Source organism: Achromobacter sp. (assembly GCF_049647645.1).
Lineage (GTDB): Bacteria > Pseudomonadota > Gammaproteobacteria > Burkholderiales > Burkholderiaceae_B > Achromobacter.
In genome coordinates this window covers 65,139-79,467 of the sequence record NZ_JBARYB010000083.1, presented here as the reverse complement: position 1 = coordinate 79,467, position 14,329 = coordinate 65,139, and the positions used below count along the sequence as shown (strand labels likewise).

General features: G+C 66.5%; 14 protein-coding genes. 4 read left to right on the top strand and 10 right to left on the bottom strand.

Features of this window, described 5'->3' with window-relative positions:
- Nucleotides 1-14: 14 nt before the first annotated feature.
- Complete coding sequence (locus WBB14_RS09875) at nucleotides 15-968, bottom strand: hydroxymethylglutaryl-CoA lyase (protein WP_424239666.1); 954 nt, start codon at nucleotides 966-968, stop codon at nucleotides 15-17.
- An 11-nt stretch (nucleotides 969-979) separates the two neighbouring features.
- Complete coding sequence (locus WBB14_RS09870) at nucleotides 980-2,170, bottom strand: CaiB/BaiF CoA transferase family protein (RefSeq protein WP_424239665.1); 1,191 nt, start codon at nucleotides 2,168-2,170, stop codon at nucleotides 980-982.
- Between the two features lie 192 nt (nucleotides 2,171-2,362).
- On the opposite strand from WBB14_RS09870, the gene WBB14_RS09865 reads away from it, so the two are divergent.
- Nucleotides 2,363-3,253, top strand: a complete 891-nt coding sequence (locus tag WBB14_RS09865; RefSeq protein WP_424239664.1) for a LysR substrate-binding domain-containing protein — start codon at nucleotides 2,363-2,365, stop codon at nucleotides 3,251-3,253.
- A 94-nt stretch (nucleotides 3,254-3,347) separates the two neighbouring features.
- Here WBB14_RS09865 and WBB14_RS09860 read toward each other — a convergent pair whose 3' ends face one another.
- A complete protein-coding gene (locus WBB14_RS09860; protein ID WP_424239686.1) occupies nucleotides 3,348-5,363 on the bottom strand; it encodes a TonB-dependent receptor domain-containing protein in 2,016 nt (671 codons plus the stop codon).
- 242 nt (nucleotides 5,364-5,605) lie between these two features.
- On the opposite strand from WBB14_RS09860, the gene WBB14_RS09855 reads away from it, so the two are divergent.
- Entirely contained in the window at nucleotides 5,606-6,313 is a 708-nt protein-coding gene (locus tag WBB14_RS09855) for a FadR/GntR family transcriptional regulator (RefSeq protein WP_332014739.1), read from the top strand.
- A gap of 50 nt (nucleotides 6,314-6,363) precedes the next feature.
- Here WBB14_RS09855 and otnK read toward each other — a convergent pair whose 3' ends face one another.
- The 7 genes from otnK to WBB14_RS09820 form a co-directional block, all read right to left on the bottom strand.
- Complete coding sequence (otnK, locus tag WBB14_RS09850) at nucleotides 6,364-7,620, bottom strand: 3-oxo-tetronate kinase (RefSeq protein ID WP_424239663.1); 1,257 nt, start codon at nucleotides 7,618-7,620, stop codon at nucleotides 6,364-6,366.
- A complete protein-coding gene (ltnD, locus tag WBB14_RS09845; protein ID WP_424239662.1) occupies nucleotides 7,617-8,525 on the bottom strand; it encodes an L-threonate dehydrogenase in 909 nt (302 codons plus the stop codon). The genes otnK and ltnD overlap by 4 nt, the downstream gene beginning before the upstream one ends.
- Before the next feature lie 44 nt (nucleotides 8,526-8,569).
- The gene (gene denD, locus WBB14_RS09840; protein WP_424239661.1) at nucleotides 8,570-9,544 is read right to left on the bottom strand and encodes a D-erythronate dehydrogenase; all 975 of its coding nucleotides are present in this window, start codon (nucleotides 9,542-9,544) and stop codon (nucleotides 8,570-8,572) included.
- Nucleotides 9,541-10,341: a 2-oxo-tetronate isomerase gene (gene otnI, locus WBB14_RS09835; RefSeq protein WP_424239660.1), complete on the bottom strand. Its 801-nt coding sequence runs from the start codon at nucleotides 10,339-10,341 to the stop codon at nucleotides 9,541-9,543. The genes denD and otnI overlap by 4 nt, the downstream gene beginning before the upstream one ends.
- A 14-nt stretch (nucleotides 10,342-10,355) precedes the next feature.
- Complete coding sequence (locus tag WBB14_RS09830) at nucleotides 10,356-10,994, bottom strand: aldolase (protein WP_424239659.1); 639 nt, start codon at nucleotides 10,992-10,994, stop codon at nucleotides 10,356-10,358.
- Between the two features lie 179 nt (nucleotides 10,995-11,173).
- Complete coding sequence (locus tag WBB14_RS09825; RefSeq protein ID WP_424239658.1) at nucleotides 11,174-12,091, bottom strand: NAD(P)-dependent oxidoreductase; 918 nt, start codon at nucleotides 12,089-12,091, stop codon at nucleotides 11,174-11,176.
- Complete coding sequence (locus WBB14_RS09820; protein WP_424239657.1) at nucleotides 12,088-12,501, bottom strand: carboxymuconolactone decarboxylase family protein; 414 nt, start codon at nucleotides 12,499-12,501, stop codon at nucleotides 12,088-12,090. The genes WBB14_RS09825 and WBB14_RS09820 overlap by 4 nt, the downstream gene beginning before the upstream one ends.
- A gap of 219 nt (nucleotides 12,502-12,720) precedes the next feature.
- Here WBB14_RS09820 and WBB14_RS09815 point away from each other — a divergent pair, with 219 nt between their 5' ends.
- Together WBB14_RS09815 and WBB14_RS09810 are read left to right on the top strand one after the other, a co-directional pair.
- Nucleotides 12,721-13,464, top strand: a complete 744-nt coding sequence (locus WBB14_RS09815; protein WP_424239656.1) for a GntR family transcriptional regulator — start codon at nucleotides 12,721-12,723, stop codon at nucleotides 13,462-13,464.
- Nucleotides 13,465-13,506: 42 nt separating this feature from the next.
- Nucleotides 13,507-14,313, top strand: coding sequence for an N-acyl homoserine lactonase family protein (locus WBB14_RS09810; RefSeq protein ID WP_424239655.1), 807 nt, complete (start codon nucleotides 13,507-13,509; stop codon nucleotides 14,311-14,313).
- Nucleotides 14,314-14,329: the final 16 nt, after the last annotated feature.

Here is a 14,329-nt window from a genome sequence, read left to right as displayed (position 1 = left end):
CCATCACAGCAGCCCTAGGCGTCGAAGTCTGGCGCAGGATGCAAGGTCAGGCGTGGTCCCGCCTTGAGCAGCTGGCTCGGGATATCGTGTCCCACCAGCGCCGGCAAGGACGCCGACACGCCGAGTATGGCGTCCAGGTCCACGCCCGTGTCGTAGCCCATCAATTCCAGCATGTGCACCAGTTCTTCCGTGCAGACGTTGCCGCTGGCGCCAGGCGCGTAAGGGCAGCCGCCCAGGCCGCCCAGCGAAGCGTCGAAGCGGTCTATGCCCGCCTCGATGGCAGTCAGCGTATTGGCCAGCGCCATGCCGCGCGTATTGTGGAAATGCATGGTGGCGGTCAGTCCTGGAAACAGTTTGCGGACCTCGCGGCCGATCTTGCCGACCTGCGAGGGATAAGCCATGCCGGTGGTGTCGCACAGCGTCACGCCGTCCACCCCCAGCGCCGCGAAGCGTCCTACCAGCTCGAACACCTCGAAGGCGTTGATGTCGCCTTCCATCGGGCAGCCGAACACGGTGGACAGCGACACGTTGATGGCGACCCGGCTGCCGCGCACCGCGTTGACCACGTCGCTCAACTGCTCGAACGATTGCTCCCGCGTCATGCGCAGATTGGCGCGGTTGTGGGTCTCGCTGACGGACATCACCAGGTTGACCTCGTCCACCTTGCATTCCAGCGCCCGCTGCGCGCCGCGCGCGTTGGGCACCAGCACCGTATAGACGACGTCCGGGTTGCGCTCGATCTCGTGCATCACGATCTCGGCGTCGCGCAGTGCCGGGATGGCCTTGGGCGAGGTAAACGACGTCGCCTCGATCTTGGCGAAGCCGCTGGCGGACAGCCGGTTGATGAAGGCGATCTTGTCCTGCGTGTCGATGAACTGTTTTTCGTTCTGGAAACCGTCGCGCGGCGCGACTTCCTGGATGTACAGCCGCTGGCGGCTGGCGTGGGTTCCGGGGTTGGTCACATTCATGGCTGCGCTCCTCAGATGATGCCGCGCTCGCGCCAGTCCTGGCGCTGCGCCTCGCCGACGCCCAAGCCGGCCAACACTTCGTCGGTGTCCTGGCCCAGGGCGGGCGCCGGGCTGCGCACTTCACCCGGGGTTTCCGACAGCTTGGGCACGATGCCCGGCACCTGCACCGGCGTCCCGTCTGGCAGCGCGCCCTCCAGGATCATGCCGCGCGCCCGGTAGTGCGGGTCAGCCGCGATGTCGGCCACGTCATAGATCTTGCCAGCGGGAATCTGTCCGTCGTTCAGGCGCGCCAGCACTTCGTCCAGCGGATGCCGGCCGGTCCATTGCGAAATCGCGTCGTCCAGCATGACCACGTGCCGCACGCGCCCGGCGTTGTTCGCCAGTTCCGGCGCTTCGGCCAGGTCGGGCCGGCCGATCACGCCCATCAGGCGCTTGAAGATGCTGTCGCCATTGCCGGCGATCAGCACATACTTGTTGTCCTGGCAGCGATAGGCATTGCTGGGCGCGATGCCTGGCAGGCTGCTGCCGGCCGGCTGGCGAATCTCGCCGAACACCGAATACTCGGGCAGCAGGCTTTCCATCATGTTGAAGACGGATTCGTACAACGCGACGTCGATCATCTGGCCGCTGCCGTTCTGGTCGCGCGCACGCAGCGCCAGCAGGATGCCGATGACGCCGTGCAGCGCCGACAGCGAATCGCCGATGGACACGCCCACGCGCACCGGGGTGCGGTCCGCTTCGCCGCTCAGGTGGCGCAGGCCGCCCATGGCTTCGCCGATGGCGCCGAAGCCGGGCAGGTCGCGGTACGGTCCGGTCTGGCCATAGCCGGACACCCGCAGCATCACCAACCGCGGGTTGATGGCGCGCAGTTCTTCCCAACCCAGGCCCCAACCTTCCATGGTGCCGGGCTTGAAGTTCTCGACCACCACGTCGATGTCCTTGGCCAGCATCCGTATCAAGTCTTGCGCCTCGGGCTTGCGCAGGTCCAGGCTGACAGATTTCTTGTTGCGCGACTGGACTTGCCACCAGACGGAGGTGCCGTCATGGATCAGGCGCCAGTTGCGCAGCGGATCGCCCTTGCCGGGCGGTTCGATCTTGATGACCTCGGCGCCGAATTCGCCCAGCATCTTGGCGGCGAACGGTCCCGCGATCAGCTGGCCCAACTCCAGCACTCGGATCCCGCTCAATGGTTTGGATGACATGATTGCCTCGTCAGCTCTTGTGTTTGCCCAGATAGGCCCGCGCCGAGACCGGGCGAGGTTTGTGGCGAGGATAGCCTCGGCGGCGATCCGGGCAACAGCAGTCATTAACGATGCCGCCATCGCCATCCGCGATGACAAAGCCTCGCATGGCTACAATGGGGCCGTCTCGTCCGCTTTTCCGCCCGCTCCCCCATGCGCCTCGATCCCACCTCCCTCAAGCTCTTCATCAGCGTGGTCGAGCAAGGCACCATCGCTGCGGCGGCCGAACACGAGCACATCGCCGCGGCCGCCATCAGCAAGCGGATCAGCGAGCTGGAAGAGAACCTCAAGATCCGGCTGCTCATCCGCACCAACAAGGGTATCCGCCCCACGCCGGCCGGCATCGCGCTGTCGACCATGGCGCGACGCGCCCTGCATGAACTCGACGAAATATCCGTGCAAATGCGGGACTACTCGCGCGGCCTGCGCGGCTTTATCCGGGTGCATGCCAACATTTCGGCGATCACCCAGTTCCTGCCCCAGGACATCAAGCTTTTCCTGAGCGACTATCCCAACGTTCAGGTCGACCTGGAAGAGAGAATCACCTCGACCATCATCAAATCGGTCGCCGAAAACGCCGCCGACATTGGCATCTTCTCGGGCACGGCGTCGGACCACGGCGTGGAAATCCACCCCTACCGCGAAGACACGCTGGCGTTGGTGGTTCCCGCCGATCATCCCCTGCAGGACAAGCCGGGATTCCGTTTCGCCGAAGCACTGGAATACGACTTCGTCGGACTGCACCGCGGCAGCGCCATCAATCGAATCCTGTCCAACGCGGCCAACGACGAAAAGCGCAATATCCAGCTCAAGGTGCAGGTCACCGGCTTTGACGCGCTGTGCTTCATGGTCAACTCGGGGCTGGGCATAGGCGTGCTGCCGTTGGACATCGCGCGCCGCTACTCGGTCATGTTCGACATCCGCATCATTCCGCTGACCGAACCCTGGGCGCGGCGCCAGATACAGATCTGCGTGCGCTCCTTCGACGCCCTGCCCACGGCTGCCAAACTCTTCGTCAACCACCTGAGCAAGCGCCGACCCTGAATTGGCGTGGGAGCCGCTCAGGGCCTCGATGCCCAGGCGCAAAAAAGCGGAGACGGAATGGCCGTCTCCGCTGCTGGCTGCGTGTCTTCCTGCGTCAGTACGTCATGCGCACGCCGAGCAGCACGCTGCGTCCCGGTAGCGGCGCCACGGTCGAGATGAAGGACGCGTGGTTGTAGGCCAGCTTGTTCAGCAGGTTGGTGCCGCGCAGGTAAACCTCATAGCCCGTAGCGCCGTACTGGCCGCGATAGGCCACTACCGCATTGACCATGTTGTAGCCGGGCGTGCTCTCCTCGTAGGCGGCGATGTCCTTCTGCGCGAACACGCGTGCATACTCCACGCCACCCGACCACTGCTGCCACTTCATGTTGGCGCGCACGCCGGCACGCGCGGCCGGGATGCGCGGCAGGTTGCCCTCGCCGCCCGTCAGTTTGCCGCGCACGTAGTCGCCAAACACGGCGGCCGAGAACACCGGGGTGAACTGGTGGCGCAGTTCGCCTTCCACACCCGTGAACTCCGCGTCGCGCTGGGTGTACTCGATCAAGCGGAAGTCCTCGTAGCGGTCCAGCGTGTTGGCGTAGATGTAGTTCTTCACGCGGTTGTGGAACACGCTCGCCGAGAACGTCGTGTCGCCGGCGTGCTTGCGCAAGGTCAGGTCGATGTTGTGCGAGGTCTCGCGGCCCAGGTTCGCATTGCCCAGTTCATAGGTGTTGGTGGCCAAGTGCACGCCATCGGCATACAGTTCCTGCGCGGTAGGCAGGCGCTGCGAACGCGACAGGGACAGGGCCACGGAATACTGCGGCGCGAAGTCCCAGATGGCCGCGGCCGACAAGGACGTTCCAGACAGGCTGCTGCGCGCAGCTCCGCCCGTCGGCGAGATGCGCTGCCAGTCCTGCCGCGCGCCCAACTCGAAGCGCCAGTCGTTCAGCTGGTATTCCTCCAGCACGAACAGGCCGTAGGAACGCGTCTTGCTGCGCGGCAGGAAAGCCTCTTCGCCGTCGGCGCGGAAATCGCTGTAGGCGTTCTGCACGCCGACCACGCCGCGCCAGCCGGCGATGGGCTTGTGCTGCATTTCCACACGCAGGTCGTAGCCCTTGTTCTTGAAGCGCGTGCCGACTTCGCCTCCTTCGATCTCGTCGTGCTGGTAGTCGGTCAGGCCGCCCCGCACGCGGATCTTCTCGAAGCCTGCGAACGGATCCTGGTATTCGGCGCGCAAGTCGAGGCGGTTGCTGCGCAGCTTCACGTAGGGCACACCGCCATGCTCGTGCTCATGGTCGTGATCGTGGCCCTCTTCGCCGTGGCCGTGGTCATGGCCGCCGCAATGCAGATGGGTGCCGTGCGGGTGGCAACCTTCGTATTCGTGGTTGTGCCCAGGCAGGCCGTACTTGCTTTCCAGATGGGTGAACGCCAGGCCGACATAGCCGCGCGGCGTGATCCAGGACATGCCCACCGTGCCCTGCGTCGACTCGCTGTATGAGCCTTCCAGCTTGCCGCCTGGCCAGTCGGGCACGTCGTAGTCGCTGGTGCGACGCTTCAGGCCTTCCACGCGCACGGCGAATTGCCCTTCGCCCACGGTGATGCCCACCGCCCCCGCCCGCTCCTTGGTGCCGGTGGCGCCGCGCAGTTCGGCTTCGGCCTCGATGCCTTTTTCCGGCACGGCCGTGGGAATCTTCTTGTCCACCACATTGACCACGCCGCCGATCGCGCCGCCGCCGTACAGCAACGTGGCCGGGCCGCGCAGCACCTCGATGCGCTCGGCCAGCAGCGGCTCCACCGTCACCGCATGGTCGGGAGAAATGCTGGACGCGTCCATCACTTCGGAACCATCCGACAGCACCTTCACCCGCGGCGCGGTCTGTCCGCGGATCACCGGACGGCTGGCGCCGCCGCCGAAGGTGTCGCTATTGACCCCCGGCAGATTCTTCAGCGTGTCGCCCAGGGTGCCGTTGCGCTGCTCGATCAGTTCGTCGCCTTCCAACACCGAGGCCGGCAGCGTGGTGCTGTTCAGGTCCAGGCCCAGCGGATTGGCGGATACGGTGATCGGCGCCAGCGTCCTCGCGGCTGCGCGTTCCGCCGCAGCGTCTTCGGCCTGGACCGCGGGCGCGGCCAGCATCAGCGCGCAGACCAGAGGTTTCAGCGCGCCCCTGCGGCCCGCTCGCCGGGCAATCGTGCCTCCGCGCTCCCTTTGCCACCCCAGTTTCTTGCCATTCATCATCGCCCTCTTTCAAATGTTATAACGTACCAAATAATTGGCGAATGATATAACATTTCGAAAATGAAGCAAGATGGCATGGGCGATCGAAGTCCCACCCGGCTCTGGTGCCGGCCCTGCTTGGGCGCGCGTATCATACGGCGATGGCGTTCCCTCGACTCCCGACTCCTCCCACGCTGACCGACACGGTCGCCAAGCGCCTGCTCGCCGAGATCGACGCGGGCCACGTGCCGCCCGGAGAAAAATTGCCCACCGAAAGCGCGCTGGCGGAACAGTTCGGCGTCAGCCGCACGGTCATCCGCGAAGCGGTTTCACGGCTGCGGCAGGACGGCATCGTGGAAGCGCGGCAGGGCAGCGGCGTGTACGTCACCGGCCACGCCGGCAACCGCGCCCTGCGCATCGACGCCGCCGACCTGTCCTCGCTGGACGCGGTGCTGCATATCGTGGACCTGCGCCGCGCGCTGGAAACCGAGATCGCCGCGCAGGCCGCGGCCGTGCGCAAAAAGCAGGACATGGCCGAAATCGATGCCGCGCTGGCTGCCATTGCGCGGGCAGTTGAAAACGGCGGCGACGGCGTGCAGGAAGACGTGGCCTTCCATCGCAGCATCGCACGCGCCACCGGCAATCCCTATTTCCAGGCGACCCTGGCTTTCGTCAGCCAGTTCCTGGAAGCGGCCACGCGCGTCACGCGCGCCAATGAGGCCCGCCACGCCACCTTGATGCGCGCCGTGCTGCAGGAACACATTGCTATCGTCGAGGCGATACGCAACAAAGACGTGGACGGCGCCCGCGAGGCCGCGCGCATCCACATGGTGAACGCAGCCAAACGACTGAGTCAGGCGCACCGCTGACCTTGAAGCGGCCGCAACGCCGGCCCGAGCGGTTTGGCGCCGGAAGACGCCTACCCGAACGCCTTGAGGAAGAAGTCGCGCGCGCCGAAGTTGCCTGACTTCAGCGCGATGCTGATGTCATCTTGCACCGCCGGCGCATGGCCGTGACACCAAGGCACGCCGGGATCGATCTGCTCGCCGATGGCAATCTGTTCCAGCCCCAGCGCCTGTACCACCGCCCCCGAGGTTTCTCCGCCCGCCACGATCAACTGGCGCACGCCGCGTTCAACCAGCCCGGTCGCGATGCGCGCAATCGCATCCTCGATCATGGCGCCCGCGCGTGCGGCGCCCAGTTCGCCCTGCGCCTGCCGCACCTGCTCGGGCTGCGCGGTGGAGTAGATCAGCACGGGGCCGTCGCGCAGGTGCGCATCGGCCCAGGCTAGCGCCTGCGCCACGACGTCCCCGCCCGCCGCCAGCCGCAGCGGATCCAACGCCAGCGCGGGCCGGCCGCTTTCGATGAAGGCTGCCACCTGGCCATTGGTAGCCGCCGAGCAACTGCCTGCCACTACCGCCTGCATGCCCGCCGCGCGCGGCTGTCCGGCCTGCGCGGAGGCGGGCGTCAAGCCCCAATTTCGCGGCAGGCCGATAGCCACTCCCGAACCCGCCGTCACCAGCGCCATGCCGGCAAGCGCGGGCCCCAGGGCCAGCAGATCCTCGTTGGACACGGCGTCCACGATGGCGATCTCTATGCCCTGCTCCTTCAGCGCCTGAATGCGGGCGCGGATGCTTTCGCTGCCGCGCGCCACGACGCTGTAGTCGATCAGCCCGACGCGGCGCGTGGTCTGCGCGGACAGCACCCGCACCAGATTGGGATCGGTCATGGGCGTCAGCGGATGGTGCTGCATGCCCGATTCATTCAGCAGCACGTCACCCGCAAACAAGTAGCCCTTGAACACCGTACGCTTGTTGTCCGGAAAGGCCGGCGTGGCAATGGTGAAGTCCGTGCCCAATCGCGTCATCAACGCATCGGCGACCGGCCCGATATTGCCCGCGGGCGTGCTGTCGAAGGTGGAGCAGTATTTGAAGTAGATCTGTTCCGCGCCCTGCGCCCGCAGCCACTCCAGCGCCGCCAGCGACTGCGCCACGGCCTCGGCGGCAGGCAGCGTGCGGGTCTTGAGCGCCACCACCGCGGCATCCGCCGCGCCGCGCAGGGGTTCGCCGGGTATCCCTATGGTCTGCACCGTGCGCATGCCGGCGCGCACGAGATTGTTGGCCAGGTCGGTGGCGCCGGTGAAGTCATCGGCGATGCAGCCCAATTTGATGCTCATCTGGCCTCCGGCAGCGAAATCCCCGGGAATATCTTGATCACCGCGCTGTCGTCCTCGCGGCCATGGCCGGCGCTGGACGCCTGCATGAACATCTGATGCGCGGTAGATGCCAGCGGCAATGGAAAGCGGGTATGCCTGGCGGTATCCAAGACCAGCCCCAGGTCCTTGACGAAGATATCGACCGCGGACAGCGGCGTGTAGTCGCCCGCCAGGACATGGGCCATGCGGTTTTCGAACATCCAGCTATTGCCCGCGCTGTGCGTGATCACTTCATACAAGGCATCCGCGTCCACGCCTGCGCGCAGGCCCAGCGCCATCGCTTCCGCGGCTGCGGCGATGTGCACGCCCGCCAGCAGTTGGTTGATGATCTTGACCTTGCTGCCCGCGCCGGCGCGGTCGCCCAAGCGGTAGACCTTGCCCGCCATGGATTCCAGCACCGCGCCGCAGGCCTCATAGGCCGCCGCGCTGCCCGCGGTCATCATGGTCATCTCGCCCGAGGCCGCGCGCGCGGCGCCGCCGGAGATGGGCGCATCCAGGTACAGGACGCCCTGCGCTTCGAGCCGCGCCTCCAGCGCGATGGACCAGTTGGGATCCACGGTGGAACACATCACGAACACCGCCCCCGGCCGCAACGCGGCGGCGAGGCCGCCTGCGCCGTACAGCACGTCCTCGGTTTGCTGGGCATTGACGACCACGCTGATGACGACGTCGCAGGCGGCCGCCATGTCGGCCAGGGTGGCGCAGGCCACGCCGCCTTGCGCCGCGAATGCCGCGCTGGCCTGCTGACGGATGTCGTACACATGCACGTCGTGGCCGGCCCGGCGCAGGGTTTGCGCGATGCCCGCGCCCATGGCGCCCAGGCCGATGACGCCGACGCGGCGGGATGTTGCTTGAGGATTGCTCATATCGTTGACGGTCCGGCAGCGGATGAATGGAATGCGACCCGCGCTCAATGCGGCAGGTCGTCGGCCAGGTAGGCGCGGATGATGGCGGCAAAATCGGCATCGCCGCGCAGGCCCAGCTTTTCGGCCCGGGCCGTGTCCCATCGGCCTGGCCAACTGCCCACGATACGCTCGACGCGGTCGTCAGGCTGCCAGCTGACGCGATCGGCCACCTCGTCGCCGGCAACATCGCGCAGCGCCTGCACCATCCCGGCTGCCGTGACCGACACGCCCGGCAGGTTAATGGGCGCGCGATCGGCGACGGCGGCCGCGTCCAGTTCGCAGCCGGCGATCAACGCCTGGATCGCGCCGCGCGGCGACAACAGCCACAGACGCGTTTCGGCACGCACCGGGCAGTCCGCATCCACGCCATTCAACGGTTCGCGGATGATGCCGCTGGCGAACGACGAGGCCGCCGCGTTGGGCCGCCCCGGGCGCACGCTGATGGTGGGCAGGCGCAGCACGCGGCCGTCCACGTAGCCGCGCCGCGTGTAGTCCGCCAGCAGCAGTTCGGCGATGGCTTTCTGCGTGCCGTAGGACGATTGGGGATTGAGCGCGGTGTCGTCGCGCACGATGTCGGGCAGCGTGCCGCCATACACCGCGACCGAACTGGTGAAGATCACTCGCGGCTGGTGGCCGAGGGCGCGGCAGGTATCCAGCAGCGCGCGCGACGCGTCCAGGTTGATGCGCATGCCCAGGTCGAAATCCGCCTCGGCCTGGCCGCTGACGATGGCGGCCAGGTGGAAGATCACACGCGTGTCCGTGCCGATCGCTTGCCGCAGCACCGCGGGATCGGCGATGTCGCCGACCTGCGCATGGATGCGCGGATCGTCCGGCCCTGAAGCCTGCACCACGTCCAGCAGACCGATCTGAGTGATGGCTTCGGGCTTGCCCCCATCCAGGGTCAGCGTGCCGCGCTCCAACAGCTTGCGGGCCAGGCGCTGCCCCAGGAAGCCGGCGCCGCCGGTGATGAGTATCTTCATGTCGCGGTATGTCCCGTGTGTGTCAGGTAGGGCCGAGCCCATCCCAGCCCGGCGGAGGTGCCGGCCCGTGGCCGGTACTCGCAGCCTATCCAGCCCGCGTAGCCCAGCGCATCGATCTGCTCGAACAGATACGGATAGTTCAGTTCGCCGAGGTCGGGCTCGTGGCGGTCCGGCACGCCCGCGATCTGGATGTGGCCGATGCCCGCCATGTCGCGCTTGAGCTTGACCGCGATATCGCCTTCCACGATCTGGCAATGGTAGATGTCGAACTGCACCTTCAGGTTGTCCGCGCCAACCTCGGCGCAGATGGCTTGCGCCTCGTCCTGGCGATTGAGGAAGAAGCCCGGGATATCGCGCGTGTTGATCGGTTCAATCACCACTGTCACGCCGGCCGAGGCGGCGGCGCGCGCGGCCCACGCCAGGTTTTCCAGATAGACCGCGCGATGTGCCGCGCGGTCCTGCCCAGGCTTTATCAGTCCGGCCATCAGATGCAGCCTGCGGTTGCCGAGCGCGGCGGCATACTCCAACGCCAGCTCGACGCCACGCCGGAACTCGCTGTCACGGCCGGGCAGCGAGGCCGTGCCGCGCTCGCCTGCGGCCCAATCCCCCGGCGGCGAATTGAACAGCGCCTGGGTCTGCCCCTGCGCCTCCAGCCGCGCTTTGAGTTCGGTGGCCGGATACTCGTAGGGAAACAGGAACTCCACTCCCGCGAACCCATCCCGCGCGGCCGCCTCGAAACGGTCCAGAAAGGGATGCTCGGCGTACATCATGCTGAGATTGGCGGCAAGGCGCGGCATTGCGATTCCTAGGTTCAGTAGCGCGCGCCGAACACGGCCCGCAGTTCGTCGATCGCCGCTGCGCTCATCGGCGCGGGCCGGGGCTCGCTCATCAGCCACAGGCGGGCGGTTTCTTCCAGTTCTTCCAGCGCGTAGGAGGCATGCGCCACGGAGCGCTCCCACACCACTGGCCCCAGGCGCTCGAACAATGCCCCGCGCACCTCGCCCGCAACGGCGGCGACCTCGGCGGCAGCTTGCGGATCGCCCGGGCGGCGATATGGGATCAGCGGAATCCTGCCGACCTTCATGACCTGATAAGGCGTGATGGGGGGCAGCACTTCATCGGGCCGCCACACGCCCGCCAGCGTCAACGCCACCAGATGGGTGGAATGCGTGTGCACGATGCCCCGCGCGCCCGGGCTGGCCTGATAGATGGCGCGATGCAGTGCCAGCGTCTTGGACGGTTTGCCGCCCGCGACATGCCTGCCGCCCGCATCCACCCTGGACAGCTCGGCGGGATCCAGCCGCCCCAGGCAGGCGTCGGTCGGCGTGATGAGCCAGCCGTCATCCAGGCGGGCGCTGATATTGCCGGCGGCGCCCACGGTGTAGCCGCGTTGATAAAGGCTGGCGCCGGCGCTGCAGATCTCTTCGCGGATGCGGGATTCTTCGGTCATGGACGCCCGCCGCTCGAGCAACGGGCGGGCCTGCACAGTGGGGATGCCGCGGGCATGATGACTTGGCCTTCTGGGGATTGAAGTCGTAATGTCATCATACAAATTTACTCGCCAGCACAGTGCCAGGGTAAACACTGAGAAGGACGACGCGGCCAGACGCCAATCCGGCCGCAGCCTCTTCAGTCTTTCTGCCTGGCGCCCAGCTCCACGCCCGCCAACTGCTCGGACAGGCGCGCGACGGCCGTGTGATCCTGGCCCTTGCCCAGCGTCTTGCCGGCCGAGGCCCATAGTTCGCGGCAGAGCGATGCGAACGGCGTCGGCGTGCCGGTATCGGTCGCGATGCCCAGCGCGATGCCCAGGTCCTTGACCATCAAGTCCAGGCCGAAACCCGAATTGAACTGGCGCGACAGCACGAACTGCTTGAACTTCTTCTGGGTCGAATTGTTCATGCCGGTCGAGGCGTTGAGCACGTCGACGATTACGTTCGGATCCAGGCCGAACTGCTGTCCGATGAGCATGGCCTCGACCCCGATCAGGAAGCCGCCGGCCGACACCAGGTTGTTCAAGGCCTTCATGGCATGGGCGCTGCCCACCTCGCCCACGGGCGTGATCGTCGTGCCCATGCTGGACAGGGCCGGACGCACCCGCTCCAGCGTTGCCGCGGGTCCGCCGTACATGATGGCCAGCTCGCCGGTGCGGGCGCGCGGCACGCCCCCGGAAACCGGCGCGTCGACCATGACGCCGCCGGACGCGGCCACGGCCTGCGCCAGGCGCTGGGTCTGCGCCGGCACGCCGGAGCTCATGTCCACGACCACGGCGCCCGGGCGCAAACCAGCCAGCACGCCCTGTTCGCCGTTCAGCACCTGCTCGACGATTGCGCTGGTGGGCAGCATGGTGAAGATGATGTCGGACTGCGCCGCGAGTTCGGCGCAGGTGGCGGCGGCCTGGCCGCCCACTTCCTGGGCGAATTTCGTGGCCTGGCCAGGCACGGCGTCGAACACCGTGACGGCAAAGCCGGCCTGCACCAGGCGGGCCGCCATGGGCCAGCCCATGCTGCCGATGCCGATCAGGCCCACCCGCTCTTGCGGGGCGCTCATGCCTTGGACTCCTTGAAGGCGCCCTCTTCTTCCAGCACCTGGTTGGCGACCTTGAACGCGTCCAGTCCTGCCGGGATGCCGCAATAAACGGTGGCCTGCAGCAGGATTTCCTTGATCTCCTCGACCGTCACGCCGTTGTTCAGCGCACCCTTGACGTGCAGCTTGATCTCGGCCGGACGGTTCAGCGCGGTCAGCATGGCCAGGTTGAGCATGCTGCGGGTCTTCTTTTCCAATCCCGGGCGGCCCCAGGTATAGCCCCAGCACCATTCGGTGGTGATGTGCTGGAAGGCCATCATGAATTCGTTGGCGCGGGCCAGGGAGCCGTCTACGTACTCGGCGCCCAGCACTTCGCGGCGCAGGTTCAAGCCTTGGTCGAACAGGGCCTGGGTCTCGGATTTGATGTCTGCCATGAGTTCCTCTTTGCGATGGGATGACGGGCCGCAGGTCTGCTGTCCGCCTACTTATTTTGTCTGATTGTCCGGCAATTTTGGCGGAACCGTCAATAGTCTGATTGTCAGACAATATTCTTGACTGCAAAAAAAATCGGCCTAATAATGCACCGCAAGCGCCGGGCCGGCGGCACGGTCTGCCGGCGGGATATATTGCGTCTTTTAAGGCGAGAAACAACCATGGCCAGCCAGACAGGCGCGGTATTCGAGAAACCCAGCACCCTGCGCATCCGCGTGGAAGAATTCCTGCGCGCATCCATCATGGATGGCCGAATCAAGGGCGGGGAGCGTCTGCGCGAACAGGAATTGTGCGATCAACTCGGCATCAGCCGCAGCACCCTGCGCGAGGCGCTGCGCACCCTGGAAGCCGAGCGCCTGATTTCCATCGAACCGCATCGCGGTCCCACCGTGGTGCGCATCACCGAAAAAGCCGCCCGCGACCTGTATGCCCTGCGCGCCCTGCTGGAGGGCTACGCCGCGCACGAATTCGCGCGGCTGGCGGGCGACGGCGACATCGAACGCCTGCGCAAAGCCGTGGAAGCCTTGCACCGACAGGCCAAGGGCAGCAACAAGTCAGCCTTGCTGGCGGCCAAGCGCGAGTTCTACGACGTGCTGCTGAGCGGTTGCGACAACGATCTGGTCAAGGACATGCTGCCCGGCCTGCTGTCGCGCATCAACCTGCTGCGCGCCACGTCGTTCGCGCGCGCCGACCGCCTGCCGGAAAGCATGGCCGAAATCGATCTGATCTACGAGCGCATCCAGGCTCGGGACCCGCAAGGCGCGCAAAGCGCCGCGCAGAGCCACATCGTGAACGCGGAACGCACCGCGCTCGAAGTGCTCAAGCGCCAGCAACAGGAGACTGCCGACAATGAAGACGACCGCCCGGCAAGAAAAGCGCGAGGCAACCCTGGCCAGGCAGGATAGCGCGTTCATCCTGCACGTCCTGCGCGCAACCGGGGCCATCGCATGACGCTGCCCCACCACGAAGTCTATGCCCTGCGCTACGCCACCGTGGCGCGCCGGCGCAGCCAGAATTTCATCACGCCGCCGGACCCGCACGACGGCCCGATGCCGATGGACTATTTCGTCTGGGTCATCCGCAACGGCGCACGCGTCTACCTCGTCGACACGGGATTCAATGCAGAGGCCGCCCGGGCCCGCGGCCGCGAGTTCCTGCGCTGCCCGATAGCGGCGCTGGAAAAGCTGGGCATCGCGCCCGCCGACATCCGCGACGTCATCGTCACGCATCTGCACTACGACCATGCGGGCAACATCCGCAAGCTGCCGCACGCCCGTTTGCACCTCCAGGAGAGCGAGCTGCACTATGCCTGCGGCTGCAACATGCGCTTCGACATGCTGCGCCACGCCTATGCGGTGGAAGACGTAGTCGACGTGGTGCGGGGCGTGTACGACAAGCGCGTGGCGTTCTATCACGGCCACGACGAGATCGCGCCCGGCCTCCAACTGCTGCACATCGGCGGCCATACGCGCGGGCTGCAGGCCGTGCGCGTGCACACCGCGCGCGGCTGGATGGTGCTGGCCTCCGACGCCAGCCACTACTACGACAACATGGGGCGGGACGCGCCGTTTCCCATCGTCGACAACGTTGCCGACATGCTGGCGGGCTACGAGATCCTGCTGAAGTTCGCGGAATCTCCGGACCATATCGTGCCGGGACACGACCCCCAGGTCAGGACGCGGTATCCGGGCCTGGCCGGCATGGATACGGAAGTGGTCGCGCTGCATCTGGGCGCCGTCGGCAACCCTCCCTGAGCGCGATCGCTCCAGG